Below are 15,051 nucleotides of genomic sequence, written 5' to 3'. Positions count from 1 at the left end.
ATTTATGGTGAATGACGTTACAAATAAAGAACTGTCCTCTCCACCCTGTCATTCTGAGTTGTAAAATTTCGCGAAATTCTGAAGGCGGAATGATGTGCCAAACGACCTCACCACCCTGTCATGCTGAGTTGTAAAATTTCGCGAAATTCTGAAGGTGAAATGACAGTATAAAGCTATGTCATTGCGAGGAACGAAGCAATCGCGAACTGTGCAGATTCGCCCTGTAGAGCATGAGATTGCTTCGTACCTCGCAATGACATGGTGGACTTGTCATGGGTAGGAACGAAGCATCTATTCGCGAACTTTACAAAACGAAGATGAATGGCGTAGATCGCATGGCGGCGAAGACTCACCCGCCAGCGCTACGCGCGGCACCCTCTCTTCGGCTTCGCCGGAAAGAGGGGTTTGGAAGTTTTTTGTATTTACATTGCTCGTAATCAATTTATTAACTATAAAAACCCCTCTTTCCACCGCAGGTGAAGAGAGGGTGGCGGGCGAAGCCTCGCCGGGTGAGTCTTCGCCGGCGTTCAAAGCCAATGTTTGTGTAAAATACAAAACGTCATGGGTAGGTACGAAGCTCCTATTCGCAAACTTTACAGGGCGAATAGGCATGGCGTAGAATAGATCCTTCGTTCCTGCCATTGACACATTTGTAACTTACTGATTATTAGAGCTATTTTTAGTGTCATTTGCAATGCTATTATTTGTGCGCAAATAAAACTTCCTCAGGATGACAGGGGAGGTAAACAGCTTTTAATATTACCGCAGCAGGAAAAACAACACCAGGATATTAAGGTGTACCTTTAGAAACCGCAGGGCCTTGGTCAAATGGTTTTCTACTGTTTTTTCAGAAATGCCTAAAAGCAGGGCTATTTCCTTATTGGTTTTATACTGATTGCGGCTTAACTCAAATACGTTGCGGCATTTGGGCGGCAAGTGGGTAACCTCGGCCTCAACACGTTCAAGCAGTTCTTTGTAGTAATAATTTTCTTCTGTAGAGTTATCGAAGCTGTTGTTCACCATCAGCAAAATCTCGCTGTATGAATTGCGCACTGCCTCGGCCCGTTTATAGTTAAGTACCAGGTACCTGACAGACGTAAACAAATACCCCTGTAGCGATGTAATTATTTTAACCTGCTGCCGGTTGATCCAAAGGCTGGTAAAAAAATCCTGTACAATCTCTTTTGCCGTTTCTCTTTCTTTAAGGCGTTTATAAGCGGCAGCGTAAAGTTTAAGCCAATACCGGTTGTAGATCTCCTCAAACGCGCTGATATTACCCTGTTCGAAAAGTTCAATCAATTCTACATCCGTAAGGTCACAAAACTTCTTCATTCTTTACGATAATTACCAACACACACCGCTATAGCTAAACTGTCGTAACCCCAAACTATAATCGTTGAGTTTACAATTAATTAAAGGGCAACACACCCTGCCATGACTACTACAGTACTATTACTTAGGTTTTATAACAGTGGCAATATAAGCATATTTTTAAATCGCAATACGCAAATTTAAAAATAATTGTGTTTTACACACTAATAAAAGAGTCGCCTGCCTCCTGAATATTCCGGGATAGCGCTCATTTAATTCCGCGGCAGCTTCGATTGTAATTCGCAGGTAAATTGGCAATAATCCATCCGTGTAATTTTTCGGCTTTCTATGAAATAATATGCCTAAACTTTTTTTTAACATAACGACTCTTTTTAATCGAAGTGCAACATTCAAAAGCCAGAACAATCAAGCGTTTGAAACTCTAAAACAAATACAGTTTTGGATCAGTCTGAAAAATCAGGGATGTGATCTTTAGGAAAACTCAAATAAACGAATAAAGCCCCGGATTTGCATCGGGGCTTTATTCGTTTATTTGATTACTAACACGTTGCATGGCAGCTTCTGGCATACATCCGGTTGTTTAAAACGGCCTACTTATCGGCTACACACCTGAAACCCAAATGCTCCATACCGCTATCTTCGGTACTCTTCATCCGGCGGGCAACGCGGTAACCAGAGCAATAACTATCATTACACAAAAACGAACCGCCACGAATCACCCTTTTTACAGCGTAAGGCTCATCAGGATCGAAGCTTTTAGCCGGGCCTGCCGGGTTTTTAACACCCTGGGGCCGGCTAATGGTTTTATAATAATCGTTATTATAATAGTCGGCACACCATTCCCAAACATTACCGGCCATATCATATAACCCGTAACCATTAGGCGCAAAGCTGGAAACAGGTGCTATCCCATAAAACTTATCCTTAACCGTGTTATTATCAGGAAAATGGCCCTGCCAGGTATTGGCTTTGGCTTTACCGGCATCAACAGGTTCGTTACCCCATGGATAAACCTTATTTTGCAGGCCACCACGTGCGGCCCACTCCCACTCGGCTTCGGTGGGTAAACGCTTACCTGCCCATTTACAATAGGCAACGGCGTCAAACCATGATACGTGTACCACAGGGTAATTTTCCTTTCCCTTGATATTGCTTTTAGGGCCATGCGGATGTTTCCAATCGGCACCTGTTTTCCAAACCCACCACTGGCTATAATCATTCAGATCAACAGGGTGCGTTGGCGCGCTAAACACCAGCGAGGCCGCCACCAGCAGACTATCGGCCGGCTTTTGCGTACCCGGGGGTAATTGCTTTTTAAGTTCGTTCCAGTCGGGCTTTTTCTCGGCAGTAGTAACGTAGTGCGTTGCATTTACAAACTTGCTGAATGCCGCATTGGTTACTTCGGTTACATCAATCCAAAAACCGTTTACACTTACCTGATGTTTTGGATATTCATCCGGCGATGCCTGTTTATTATCGCCCCCCATTTGAAAAGTACCTGCTTTTACAAAAACCATATCTTCATGGCCGACATTAGCAGCATCCGCTTTATTTAAAGATACCGCCTGTTGACCTGCCAGCGATGGAAAACGCGCCGGGATATTAGACTCGCAGCAGATGGCTTTTTTGGCCGGCAATACAGGTTTAACAACAATGCTTGCAGCAGCCGGTTTAGGTTTACAGGATGAAACCGATAAGCCTAAACTTATTATTACCAGGCCTAATCCCACGCTATACAAATGCCTGCCCTTAATTTTTAACACATTCATTACCGGCTCAATTTTATACACCTTAATTTGCTTTAATATCAAGTATAGCTTTGGGTTTTATCAAATTAAAATCCAAAACTACATTATTTGCATTTACCCATTGCAAGTATTCTAACGAAAGCTTACGCACTACATCGGGGTTCTTCGCGGCTAAGTTATTGGTTTCGCCCCTATCGTTATCAATATCATACAACTCCCACTGATTAACCGGAAATACCGATACCAGTTTCCACTTCCCCTCGCGAATAGCCCGGTTGCCCCATAATTCCCAGAATAAGGGTTTATCACGGTTAAGTTCTTCGCCCCGGAAAAACAAACCGCTCAGGCTTTTTCCAATCAGCGGGTTAGTTTTGGTGCCGTTATAAGCTGCAGGGTATTTAGCCCCTGCTACATCATAAAATGTAGGTGCAAGATCTACCAGGTGGGCGGTACCCCGCTCAATAGTGTTGGCCTTTATTTTACCCGGGAACCAGGCGATAAGCGGCGAACTCATGCCGCCCTCATACAATGCGCCTTTAAAGGACCGCAAGGGCGAATTAGAAACAAACGACCAGTTTTTACCCTGCGATTCAAACGAGCCAGATGTACCAACCGGGCCTATGTTACGGGCCGCGTGTACCTTACCGTGCGCTACATCTTCGGCCGGCGCACCGTTATCAGATATAAATACGATAAGGGTGTTGTCATCTTTTTTAAGCTCTTTTAATTTATCAAGTACTTTACCAACATTCTGATCCATCCTGTCAACCATGGCTGCGTAAACTTCCATTTTGGCTTTCCATAGTTGTTGCTCATCGTAGGTAAGGTTATCCCAATTTGGTACTTCGGCATCGCGCAGGGCAAGCGGCTGGCTTGGGTCTCGCAACCCTAATTGTACCTGGCGGGCCAGGCGCTCTTTGCGGAGTGAATCCCAGCCAATATTGTACCTGCCTTTGTATTTGGCAATATCCTCGGGCAATGCCTGCAGGGGCCAATGTGGCGCGTTAAAAGTCAGGTATAAAAAGAACGGCTTGCCGATTTTGCTTTGCTCATCCAAAAATTTGGTAGCGTGGTCGCCAATCTCATCTGTCATATAATAACTATCGTCGGGCTTATGCCAGCGTTTGTTATCTTCTTCAATAATAACCGGGTATTTGGCACCGCCAAGCGGCATATAACTGGTATTAAAGTAATTGGACGCGCCACCGATAATGCCAAAGAAACGATCGAAACCACGCTGATTTGGCCAGCCGGTGCTATCATTACCCACATGCCATTTGCCAGACATGAGCGTGCTATAACCGTTTTGCTTTAACACCTCTGCCAAAGTTAACGATTCCTTATTGAGGTAACCCTGGTAAGCAGGCAGGCCCAGGTTTTGGTCGAAATAACCAATGCCAGCCTTGTGCTGATCCTGCCCGGTTAAAATTGAGGCACGGGTTGGCGCGCAGATGGCGTTATTATAAAACTCTTTTAAACGCAAACCCTGCTGTGCTAACTTATCCAAATTGGGTGTATGAATCTCGGAACCGTAACTTCCCAGATCGGCGTAGCCCATATCATCAACCACAATAAGGATAATGTTTGGCTTTTTTTGTTGAGCCAGTGCCTGCTGAACGCTTAAACCGGCTGTAAAAAGCACCATAAAAGCAATACTTAGTTTTTTCATTTATTTATTTGATTTGGTGGTGTACCGATCATAGATTGTTGGGTAGATTGCGCTACGCTCGATTTTTTGTGGATCCTTTGCTTAAATACGTCATCCCAATCAATAAAAGGATAGATGTTGTTGGTTTTGGCCTGCTCATCAAACAAAGCCTGTAGCTCTTTTAATTTTTCCGGATATTTTGCGGCAAGGTCTATCCGTTCGTTAAAATCCTTATCCAGGTTATATAATTCCCACTTATCCTTTTCATAGCTCCTGGCGGTATCCGCAATATTGCGAGATGGATTAAAAAAAGCTGTATTGTGCAGTGCTTCAGCCTTCCATCCGTTATGATAAATAGACCGTGAGCCAAAAATATAATAGTACTGCAGGTTATGCCTGGTTGGTGCAGCGGCGTTATCAAACGAATAAACCAATGATGTTCCCTGTAATGTATCCTGTTTTATACCTTTAATATATTCGGGCGCTTTGATGCCAAGGTACTCCAGCGTGGTAGGCAGTAAATCATTAACATGGCTGTATTGTGTGCGGATGCCGCCTTTATCTTTAATACCTTTAGGGTAAAACACAATAAGCGGGTTACGGGTGCCTCCTTCAGAATTTGCATCCTGTTTCCAGTACTTAAATGGCGTATTGGCAGCCTGCGCCCAACCTAATGGATAATTGGCTTCGGTACCTTGGGGTGTGCCAATCTCATCTATCTTGTTGAGATTGTATTTAATAGTTTCTGCTTCCGATTGGCTGTTGACTAATATCGAGCGGTCAATATCGCCGTTTTGCGATCCTTCTTTACTGGCACCATTATCGCCAATCACCACAAATATCAGCGTGTTATCAAGCTGGCCGCTTTGTTTCAGGTAGCTTACCAAACGCTCGGTTTCATGATCGGTATAGGTAAGGTACCCAGCATACACTTCCATAAAACGGGCATACAATCTTTTCTCATCTGCCGATAAGGTGTTCCATGCTTTTATGCCCGCATTGCGTGGAGGTAATACTGCATTTTGCGGGATGATCCCTTTGCGTTTTTGTTCGGCAAATACTTTTTCGCGAAAAACATCCCATCCTTCGTCAAACTTTCCTTTGTACAAATCGCTCCACTCTTTGGCAACCTGGTGAGGTGCGTGTGTGGCACCTGGCGCATAGTACAGAAAGAATGGTTTATTGGGCGCTACCTTTTGCTGGCGAGTTATGTAACTGATAGCTTTATCTGTAATCTGCTCGCTCAGGTGCCTGCCATCTGGTTTTACGTGCGCATTGTCTTCAACCAGGTCTGGTTTGTATTGGTCTGTTTGCGAACCAAGAAACCCGAAGAAATGATCGAAACCTTTACCGCTTGGCCATCTATCAAACGGACCTGCATCTGTAGCATCTTCATCTGGTGTTAAACCATATTTACCAACCGCGAAGGTGTTGTAGCCGTTCTCGCGCAGGATCTCGGCAATGGTACCTTTATCTGCCGGGATGCGACCATCATAGCCAGGAAACCCTGCCGATAATATCGTATGCGCAAAACCGCCCATGTGTACATAGTGGTGATTGCGGCCGGTAAGCAGTGCGGCCCTTGTTGGCGCGCAAATAGCTGCGGTATGGAAATTGGTATAACGTAAACCGTTATTGGCCAGGCTATCATAAGTTGGCGTACTAATTACGCCGCCAAAAGCGCTGGTAGCACCAAAGCCAACATCATCAAGCAAAATCCAGATTACGTTTGGCGCGCCCTTTGGCGCTTTTACCGGTGCTGGCCACCATTCTTTTGAGTCGGCCAAAGTTTTGCCAACCTTACCCTGGTAAACGGGCGTTTGACTGCTTTGAGCAACAGCCGATGCTATGCCCGATATAATCAATGTCCCGGATAACAAAGTAGCCTTTGATAACCGGCTGATAGATTTAATTTGTGTTTTCATGTATTTAGGTTGAAAATTTAGTTTATAGCCGATGGTGATAAATTATTTAAGGACTTAATGGTGGCTGTTTGAAACTCCGGTTGGTGTTGATCTGCAGAACTTAAAACCGGCTCGGCTACTATATCCTCCCTTACAGCCGGCCCTCTGCGTGATAGTTCGCTGCCCTCCTTCTTCGATTTGAGAATAGGCCATAGTAGTTGCGCGTACCATTCGTCGCCTTCGTAATGAGAGATACCATAAGCTTTTGGATATCGCCTTGAAATATGCGCCGTTCCGAAGATGACATCCCACAGAAAAAACATATTACCAAAATTGCCCTTGTAATATCCTACGCCATCATCGGTTGAGCTGGAGTGGTGCGCGTGATGCGTAGCGGGGGTTGAAATAAGCCGCTCCAATACCCAGGCGACCGGATGCAATATCTTGTATTTATAAAATGGCTTATCCCATTTAATGCTCGAATGGGCAAAAGTTACGATGAGTGTTTTTAACGCCCTTACAAATAAGGCCGGATAACCCAAACCGAGGTATACCAATATAACAGTGAGATAAATTTGTGAAAACAGGAAGGTATAGATGATATTTTGCCTGCTGGCCATGGCCATACCCATGTATGGTGCCGAATGATGCGTACGGTGAAACCGCCATAAAAACGGAATTTGGTGATGCAAGCGGTGATACCAATATTGGGTAAGATCATCGGCAATGGCGATGATAAAAAAGCCCCAGATAAAAGGTACCCATGAAAACGCGTTATGGTATTGCGGTATAATATGCGGCAAAAATTTCAAACCCAAAAAGGCCAATACTGGCGCCAGTACCAATGGCGGAAAAATGAAACTGACAATGTCCAATATCCGCTCGTTCTTAGTCCAACGTTTTTCATATAATCCGAGTGAAAACTCCAGGATACCGAGCAGTAATATTAAGGCCGGGAAGCCCAGGCCGTTTAAGCTTTGCGAAATGGTTTCTAAAAACTTGATCATGGCTTTTTATTTATTGGGTTAATGTTTTTGTTAATTGATGTGGTACGTTGCTGTTGTTTCCATGGGCGTTTGCCGGTGATATAAAAAGAGCCAAACATGAGCCCTATGGGCAACAGGTAAATAAATACGCTCAGCAACGCGTTCCTGAGGATACTTTTTTGAGTTTGCGGGTCAATTTTCATAAGCTTTGTTTTTATTGATGATACTACTTTAATAATGCAGTGATAAGCCATAAACCGCCCGTAACCAGCACCAGCGGAATTAAGCCTACCAACAGGCCTATTATTACTTTTTTGCCAAGTATTGAAAAATCATGTGCTGTCATATCTGTAAGTTTTAATGGGTTATTAAGGCTGTTTTTTTAAGGGAGGATTTACCCAGGTAGTTTTATCGGCCAGGTAAGTATCCGTTGGGATATAAATGCGCAGGATAACGTTAAACACATCTGCCGGGGCGGGCAGCCAGTTGGCTTCTTTTGCAGCGCCGGGGCTTTCATGCTGTACATAAATATCCAGCGATCCATCGGCATTAAATTTTAGCGGGTTTCTATCGCCAATTGCATAACGTTTGATGGGGTTATCGGTGAGGTACCTGTCTTTATCATACATGGTAAGCGACCAGAAGGCTTTTGCCGGTGGTAACTTATTAGGCTCAAAATGTATTATATATTTATTATTGCCTGCCAGCGGTGCCTTATCTGCATCCTCGGCATACGCTATATAGGTTGCCTCCTCGGGTGTTAGCGCGCCCAGGCCTTTATAGGCCACAACGGCGCGTGTAAGGTAATCCGTTTTATAATCGCCTAATTTGGTGCCGTTCGCAGGTTTAAAATCATTCCGTTTCTGGGCGTCAAATGCATCGTATATTTTTGCAGGTACAGCCTTTAACGCGGCTTGTGTTTCTGCATCAAAATCATCCAGGCTAAACTTTTTACCTGCGCCAATACCAATAGCTGCAAAGGATTTAAGCGTAACCGAATCCGCCGCCAGCCCCGGATTTTTCACCAATAACGCATTCAGGTAATTAAAATAATCCTCAACAGCTAATTGCTTAATGGCCTGTACCACGTTTAACTGGTGAGTTTGCGCTGCTTTAAGCTGCGGTAACTCAACATTATAAGTAGTAATCTTTTTTGGCGTAACAGCCTCGGCCTTGCCCCAGTTGCTTAGTAAAGTGATCTTAAACTGATCCTGTATCTTGCTCACAAAATTTGCCTGATCATCCGGGCTGTTCACCTGAATGCGGCCAATGATCCAAACCAGGTCTGTAGGTGCTTTTACCTGTTTTAATCCGTCGGGCAGTGTACCTTTCCAATGCGGGCCGGTAATAACATAGGTTTGCGGCCTGGTACCGGTGGTTCTTTTGCCAAAAGTGGCAAAAACATTTGTCCAGGCATCCATCAGTGGTACTACGTAATACCTGCCATGCGTATCGGGCAGGGTTAACACAACGGCATCGTCGCCCAGGTCTAAAAACGCGCTGGAGTAATTGGTATCGTTATTGGGCGCTACAACCAACCGCGAAGTATGATCTGGAAATTTGTGACCGTGCGCGTAAATATTATTTGGCGCGCCGCTGGCCTGGCGGGTAAAATCGGTAAAAACAGCCGGCAGCCCATAAATATATGCCGAAGCCGCCAGCTTTAATACTGCCGCTTTATTAAGCGTTACACTATCATTAACAGCGACGCCCCCGATACCAGTTGAGTTACCGGCAAAAGTGTTTACGTTTGAAACGAGAAGACCACCGAATGCCAGCACAGAAATAGCTTTAAAATATCTTTTCATACAATTTAATTTTAAGGCTGCCATCGGCTTTGATAGCAGCCTTTTTATTAATTAGTTGGTATAGCCTGTGTTTTGCGTTAAGCCCGCGTTAATACTGATCTCGCTTTGCGGAATTGGGAACAGGTAGTTTTTAGCGCTCACGTTGGTTTTTGTGGCCACTTTAGAAACGGCTTCGACCAGTTTCCCTGTACGCGCCAGGTCAAACCAGCGCTGGGCTTCCTGTACAAACTCGCGCCTCCGCTCGGCATAAAGCGAATCGCGGAAGGCTGCCTGTGAAAGGCCTGGTGTAAGATCGCCGGTGTTAGCGCGGTTTCTTACCTGGTTAATGCCGCTATAGGCATCGGCAGTTGCTCCACTCAGTTCGTTCAAAGCTTCAGAATACATCAGCAGTACATCAGCATATCTTAATACCGGGAAGTTAATACCACTTTGATTGGACGTTAACAACACGGTTCTATCAACATACTTACCGAAGTAAAAGGTTGGATAAACTTTAACAACCCCGGTTGATGGGTTTGTAAGTGATGTATAAAACGTAACAGCCCTGCGGGTATCATTGGCGCTAAACTGTTTGTATACCGAACTATCGGCCGGGATATCTGCCGGCACACTCACACCAAAGCCGGTAAACGCCGCGCCCATCAATACGCTGCTGTTACCCAGGCCACCGTTTGAATCAAACTGGGCCGAAAAGATATGCTCTTTGCCGTTTTTGGTAGCCTTGTTAAACAAGTCGCCGTAATTGGTAACCAGGCCATAGCCATAAGGTCCATTGATGATCTCTTTTGCTTTAGCTACCGCATTAGTCCAATCTTTTTGGGTAAGATAAACCTTCAATAACAGCGTTTTTGCGGCACCAGCTGTAGCGCGGCCGATATCTGCACCGGTATAGGTTGCGGGCAAGCTTTGCGCATCGGTTAAATCGGCTATGATCTGTTTATATACATCAGCAGCCGGGCTTCTGTTAGTTTTTAAACTATTCAAATCGGTGGATGTAGGATCATGCAGCACCAAGGGCACATCGCCCCATAAACGTACCAGGTCGAAATAAAATAATGCGCGTAAAAACTTTGCTTCCAGTACCAGCCGTGTGCGGGTTGCGGGGTCAAAAGAAATAGTTGGTATCTGATCAATAGCCACATTTGCCCTGCTAATGCCAGTATACAATTGTCGCCACAAAACCTGCACCCTATCATTGGTTGTAGTGTAAGTAATAGAACTAAGCGCCCTTACATTGGGGTTAATTGCCGATGGACCAGCAGAAAGATCATCGGTGGTCATATCTGTCAAAAAGTTGATCTCCCTGCCGTAAAGCGGCTGCTCGGTTCCATCGCTCACCAGCTCGCCATAAACAGCAGTTACCCCGGCAACGGCATCGGCCTGTGTTTTAAAAAACTGTTCTTTTACAATTACAGAAGTGGGCTTTTCATCCAGCTTATTGCAGGAAAAAAGGATACTTGCCACGCCCATCAGTATATATATCTTTTTCATTTGTGTTTGATTATTAGGTTAGAAAGTGACATTTAAACCCACTAAAAATGTTTTGTAATTTGGATAGGCACCAAAATCTATCCCTTGCGAAGTGTTGTTTTGCTCAAAAGAGTTCACCTCCGGGTCGTAGCCTTTGTATTTGGTGATGGTGGCCAGGTTTTGGGCCGATACGTAAATGCGTAGCTGTTTGGCGCGGATTTTATTCAGCAACTCGCCGTTAAAAGTGTAACCCAATACCACGTTTTTAAGGCGCAGGTACGATCCATTCTCGATATACCTGTCAGACATTTGCGCAACCGGCGAATTTGTTGCGCGGGCTACGTCGTTGCTTGGGTTGGTAGGTGTCCATCTGTCGGCTATGCTGGCATAGGCATTGGTAGATAGGTTGGTGATTTCCAGCTGCTGACGTAAGGCATTATAAATTTTGTTACCATAAGCGCCCTGAAAAAATACCAGCAAATCAACATGGCGATAGGAGAAGCTATTGGTAAAACTGCCCGTAAATTTAGGCTGCGAGCTGCCAAGGTTTGTTTTATCGGCGGCAGTTATCAGGCCGTCACCGTTAACATCCACATATTTGCGGTCGCCGGGCTTGGTGTTGGCTTTGGTATCCAATGTTGGCGAACTGGCAATTTCTGCCGCCGATTGGAAAATACCGGCAGTTTTATAGCCCCAGAAAGTCCCCAAAGGCAAACCTACTTTTATGTTAACCGGCTGCAAAATACCCAGGGTGCTATTTGGCACAGCCGGAAAAAAAGAAGTTTGTGACGCGCCCAGGCTTAATACTTTGTTGCGGTTTAAAGCATACACCAATGATGTTTTCCAGGTAAAGGCACCGCCGCTGATGTTTTCGGTATTGATGCCTACCTCCAGACCTTTGTTTTGTACACTACCTATATTTTGCAGTGAGGTTGAGTAGCCCGTTGATAACGGGATAGGGATACTCAATAAAAGATCATTGGTTTTTTTATAATAAGCATCTAACGTAAGGTTAATACGGTTATCTAATAAACCCAGGTCAACACCGGCATCATATTGCTTTGTTTTTTCCCATTTCAGATCGGGGTTTGAGAGCCTGTTGGCAGCAAAACCGGTGATGAGCACGCTATTGAAATCGTAATTTACGGGCGATAGCGTAGCTAATGATTGGTATTGGCCTATCTCCTGGTTACCGGTTTCGCCCGCGCTTAAACGCAATTTAAGACTGCTGATGGATTTGACATTTTTGATAAAATCCTCATCGGCCGCGTTCCATGAAAAGCCTGCCGAAGGGAAATACCCCCATTTGTTACCAGCCCCAAAACGTGATGAACCATCGGCCCTGCCAGAAACTGTGAAATTGTATTTATGCAGGAACGAGTAGTTGATACGGGCCAGGTACGAGTTAAGCGCCCAGCTATACGCGCTTGATGTTGGTGTAGATGTTTGCGATCCGCTTTGCAGGCTGTTGTAAGTTGTTGCGCTGCTCACAAAGTTTTTAGAACCGGCTGTCGCCGCTTCGCCGGTAGATTTTTGGGTGGTATAACCGGCAAGGATATTGATAAAGTGCTTATCGTTTATCACCTTATCATAGGTAAGTGTATTTTCGTTAAGCCAGGTATTTACCGTTGCATTACCAACACTGGCAATTCCCACAACCGCATAGCCGTTGGCGGTATTTGGCCCGGCAAAATAGTTTTGCTTGGTACTTAACAGATCGGCACCGAGGCTAACTTTAGCTTTTAAACCCGGCAGTAAAGTGTATTCGCCATAAAAATTTCCTAAAGAGCGGTTGATATTTGTTTTATTGATCACGCTCAGCAGATCATTTATTGGGTTTGATGGCACGCTGGTGTATGGGTTAACCAGGTTATAATTACCACTCTGGTCTTTTATAGGAACAACCGGAGATGTGGTTATAATATTGGTGATCAGGTTGGGGCTGCTTAAACTGGCCGAGCCGGTGTTGGTTGCAGCACCTGTTGAGGTAGAATAACTGGTGGTTGAGTTTAAACCGATCTTAAATTTAGATGATATATCACGCTCGTAATTAGCCCTGAGCGAATACCGTTTAAAATTGGTATTCAATACGATACCATCCTGGTTAAAATAATTACCTGATATGGCAAACCGGGAACGCTCATCGCCGCCGGTAAAGCTCAGCTCGTGGTTTTGTACCGGTGCATGGCGAAACGCGGCGTCCTGCCAATCGCTCCCTTTACCCAGGGCGGCTATCTGATCGGCAGTGAATGATGGTGCCTGGCCGGTGCTGGCTAATATATCATTTCGCAAATTAGCCCATTGGGTAGCATCCAGCAGCGGCAAGGTTTTAGTGATCCTTTGCTGACCGTAATAAGCGCCGTACGAAACATCGCTTGTGCCTTTCCGGCCCTTTTTGGTGCTGATAAGGATAACACCGTTGGCACCTCTTGAACCATATATGGCCGTTGCCGATGCATCTTTGAGGATCTCGATAGATTCGATATCGGAAGGGTTGATGGTAGATAGCGCATTTACGCCCGCGCCTGAACCCGAACCTGTTGATACACTGGCATTATCATTATATACAGGGAAGCCATCTATAACGTACAGGGGTTCATTACCGCCGGTGATGGAATTGCCGCCCCTGATACGGATACTGGCAGAAGCACCCGGCTGCCCTGAACTTTGGGTTACGTTAACTCCCGGTGCCGCGCCCCGCAGCAAATTATCAACCGATGATGATACCTGGTTAAGGTTTTCTTTAGGTACCGAAGAGATGGACCCGGTAATATCGCTTTTCTTTTGTGTGCCGTAACCTACTACCACTACATCGGTAAGTTGGTTTATGGCCGGCTTTAACTCTATCTGCACCGGGCTACCGTTTGCTATAAGTTCCACTTTATCATAACCGATAAAGCTTACCAGTAAGGTGTAAGGGAATTTTTGGCCGGTAACAAAATTAAACTCGCCATCGGTATTGGTTGCCACAGCATGGGTGGTCCCTTTAATACGGACCACAACACCCGGAATGGGCTGTTTATTAGTGGCATCAACCACTTTACCATATAGTTTGGAGTTGATAACAGACTGACTGCCTGTTTGCGAAAAAGCGGCAAATGGGACAAGTATCAGCAATAAAATAGCCGATTGTTTAAATACTTTAAAGGTGCGGAAAAGATATAAAAACTTGGCATGGAGATATATTTCCATATATTTAAATGTTTTATGTTAATGATTATTTGTTAGTAAAACGGAGGGATGAAGATCAGTTAGTGATTGGCGTTACAGGCTGATCTGCCATCCAAATCACCGGCAAGGCTCCCTTGCCGGTGTCATTTTAGGATATGGAGTAAATCTTATTTCATCTTTTTAAGGGGGTTAAAGCATATTGTGGAATGAATATTTTGATATTTATTTTGAATACTGCACACCTCTTCCCGAGGGGAACAAGCAAGCATCAAAAAATATCGTAAGGTTTTGTGTTGGGTTAACAACAACAGCAGTAACAGCACATGGGCTGTTGGAGAATAGCAGAACTAAATTTATTTAATCCTGTTGCAGGATTTAAAAAAGCATTCATGGTGGTATTTTTACATCGCAAATATAGAATAAATTTCATAAACTACTAATTCTATAGGAATTATATTTTTTATTTTGTTTATTTCTTACAATCTATGGCAGCAAGTACGTAAAATGCGGCAGATTTAGAATACATATTCACTGCTTTAAGCCGTTTCATGACTTTCAGGCTGTGCCTGATATTAGCTGTACAACACGCATAAGGCATTGCCTCGCCCCGGGGGCTGTTGCCACTTATGCTGAAATAATAAACTAACCACCTATTACACTTTGCCCCAGGGAAATCGCTTTTAAATATTCCAAACTAAAAATGAAAAATTAGTTCGCGCAAAGATCGCTAAGACGCAAAAAAAGATAAAAAACTACTTTGCGTCTTAGCGATCTTTGCGCGATACAACTAACGCGATTTACTTTCAAATGTGATAGCTAAAAATCTGTTATGAAATAGCGTGTTCAACTCTTCCGGTATACCCGGTATCCTTAACGCCTGATGTCAAATTTCACTTAAATATCCGTGATTTAAGTTTTCAGAATCTTCGGTTTAAAAGAGTACGTCACCTAATCACCCAAAAAAAAGTAAAGCCCCTGATGGGC

Annotated in this window: 11 protein-coding genes; all 11 read right to left on the bottom strand. The window is 44.4% G+C overall.

What is annotated here, in order from left to right; translation table 11 throughout:
• Positions 1 to 291: 291 nt before the first annotated feature.
• A complete protein-coding gene (locus FHS10_RS00280) occupies positions 292 to 642 on the bottom strand; it encodes a hypothetical protein (RefSeq protein WP_259086624.1) in 351 nt (116 codons plus the stop codon).
• A gap of 117 nt (positions 643 to 759) precedes the next feature.
• Entirely contained in the window at positions 760 to 1,332 is a 573-nt protein-coding gene (locus FHS10_RS00275; protein ID WP_259086623.1) for an RNA polymerase sigma-70 factor, read from the bottom strand.
• 159 nt (positions 1,333 to 1,491) lie between these two features.
• Positions 1,492 to 1,692, bottom strand: coding sequence for a hypothetical protein (locus FHS10_RS00270; RefSeq protein WP_259086622.1), 201 nt, complete (start codon positions 1,690 to 1,692; stop codon positions 1,492 to 1,494).
• Between the two features lie 230 nt (positions 1,693 to 1,922).
• Positions 1,923 to 3,122, bottom strand: coding sequence for a formylglycine-generating enzyme family protein (locus FHS10_RS00265; protein ID WP_259086621.1), 1,200 nt, complete (start codon positions 3,120 to 3,122; stop codon positions 1,923 to 1,925).
• Position 3,123: 1 nt separating this feature from the next.
• On the bottom strand, positions 3,124 to 4,749 hold the full coding sequence (locus FHS10_RS00260) for an arylsulfatase (protein WP_259086620.1): 1,626 nt from the start codon (positions 4,747 to 4,749) through the stop codon (positions 3,124 to 3,126).
• Positions 4,746 to 6,653, bottom strand: coding sequence for an arylsulfatase (locus tag FHS10_RS00255; RefSeq protein WP_259086619.1), 1,908 nt, complete (start codon positions 6,651 to 6,653; stop codon positions 4,746 to 4,748). The genes FHS10_RS00260 and FHS10_RS00255 overlap by 4 nt, the downstream gene beginning before the upstream one ends.
• A 17-nt stretch (positions 6,654 to 6,670) precedes the next feature.
• Positions 6,671 to 7,639 (bottom strand): sterol desaturase family protein, encoded by a 969-nt coding sequence (locus FHS10_RS00250; RefSeq protein ID WP_259086618.1) that lies wholly within the window; start codon positions 7,637 to 7,639, stop codon positions 6,671 to 6,673.
• Positions 7,636 to 7,821 (bottom strand): hypothetical protein, encoded by a 186-nt coding sequence (locus FHS10_RS00245; protein WP_259086617.1) that lies wholly within the window; start codon positions 7,819 to 7,821, stop codon positions 7,636 to 7,638. Before FHS10_RS00245 ends, FHS10_RS00250 begins: the two co-directional genes overlap by 4 nt.
• Before the next feature lie 165 nt (positions 7,822 to 7,986).
• Positions 7,987 to 9,426 (bottom strand): DUF1254 domain-containing protein, encoded by a 1,440-nt coding sequence (locus FHS10_RS00240; RefSeq protein WP_259086616.1) that lies wholly within the window; start codon positions 9,424 to 9,426, stop codon positions 7,987 to 7,989.
• A gap of 51 nt (positions 9,427 to 9,477) precedes the next feature.
• Positions 9,478 to 10,917 carry a RagB/SusD family nutrient uptake outer membrane protein gene (locus tag FHS10_RS00235; RefSeq protein ID WP_259086615.1) on the bottom strand — a complete coding sequence of 480 codons (1,440 nt, stop codon included), beginning with the start codon at positions 10,915 to 10,917 and terminating at the stop codon, positions 9,478 to 9,480.
• A gap of 18 nt (positions 10,918 to 10,935) precedes the next feature.
• On the bottom strand, positions 10,936 to 14,088 hold the full coding sequence (locus FHS10_RS00230; protein ID WP_259086614.1) for a SusC/RagA family TonB-linked outer membrane protein: 3,153 nt from the start codon (positions 14,086 to 14,088) through the stop codon (positions 10,936 to 10,938).
• Between the last annotated feature and the right edge of the window lie 963 nt (positions 14,089 to 15,051).

This window comes from Mucilaginibacter dorajii, assembly GCF_024808255.1.
Classification (GTDB): Bacteria; Bacteroidota; Bacteroidia; order Sphingobacteriales; family Sphingobacteriaceae; genus Mucilaginibacter; species Mucilaginibacter dorajii.
Note: the sequence above shows the minus strand (reverse complement) of the source record. Positions and strands in the feature narration are given on the sequence as shown.

Bases quoted from the DNA above. Each gene is read 5' to 3' on its own strand.
- FHS10_RS00280 (WP_259086624.1), bottom strand. From the start codon at position 642: ATGGCAGGAACGAAGGATCTATTCTACGCCATGCCTATTCGCCCTGTA.
- FHS10_RS00275 (WP_259086623.1), bottom strand. From the start codon at position 1,332: ATGAAGAAGTTTTGTGACCTTACGGATGTAGAATTGATTGAACTTTTC.
- FHS10_RS00270 (WP_259086622.1), bottom strand. From the start codon at position 1,692: ATGTTAAAAAAAAGTTTAGGCATATTATTTCATAGAAAGCCGAAAAAT.
- FHS10_RS00260 (WP_259086620.1), bottom strand. From the start codon at position 4,749: ATGAAAAAACTAAGTATTGCTTTTATGGTGCTTTTTACAGCCGGTTTA.
- FHS10_RS00255 (WP_259086619.1), bottom strand. From the start codon at position 6,653: ATGAAAACACAAATTAAATCTATCAGCCGGTTATCAAAGGCTACTTTG.
- FHS10_RS00250 (WP_259086618.1), bottom strand. From the start codon at position 7,639: ATGATCAAGTTTTTAGAAACCATTTCGCAAAGCTTAAACGGCCTGGGC.
- FHS10_RS00245 (WP_259086617.1), bottom strand. From the start codon at position 7,821: ATGAAAATTGACCCGCAAACTCAAAAAAGTATCCTCAGGAACGCGTTG.
- FHS10_RS00240 (WP_259086616.1), bottom strand. From the start codon at position 9,426: ATGAAAAGATATTTTAAAGCTATTTCTGTGCTGGCATTCGGTGGTCTT.
- FHS10_RS00235 (WP_259086615.1), bottom strand. From the start codon at position 10,917: ATGAAAAAGATATATATACTGATGGGCGTGGCAAGTATCCTTTTTTCC.
- FHS10_RS00230 (WP_259086614.1), bottom strand. From the start codon at position 14,088: ATGGAAATATATCTCCATGCCAAGTTTTTATATCTTTTCCGCACCTTT.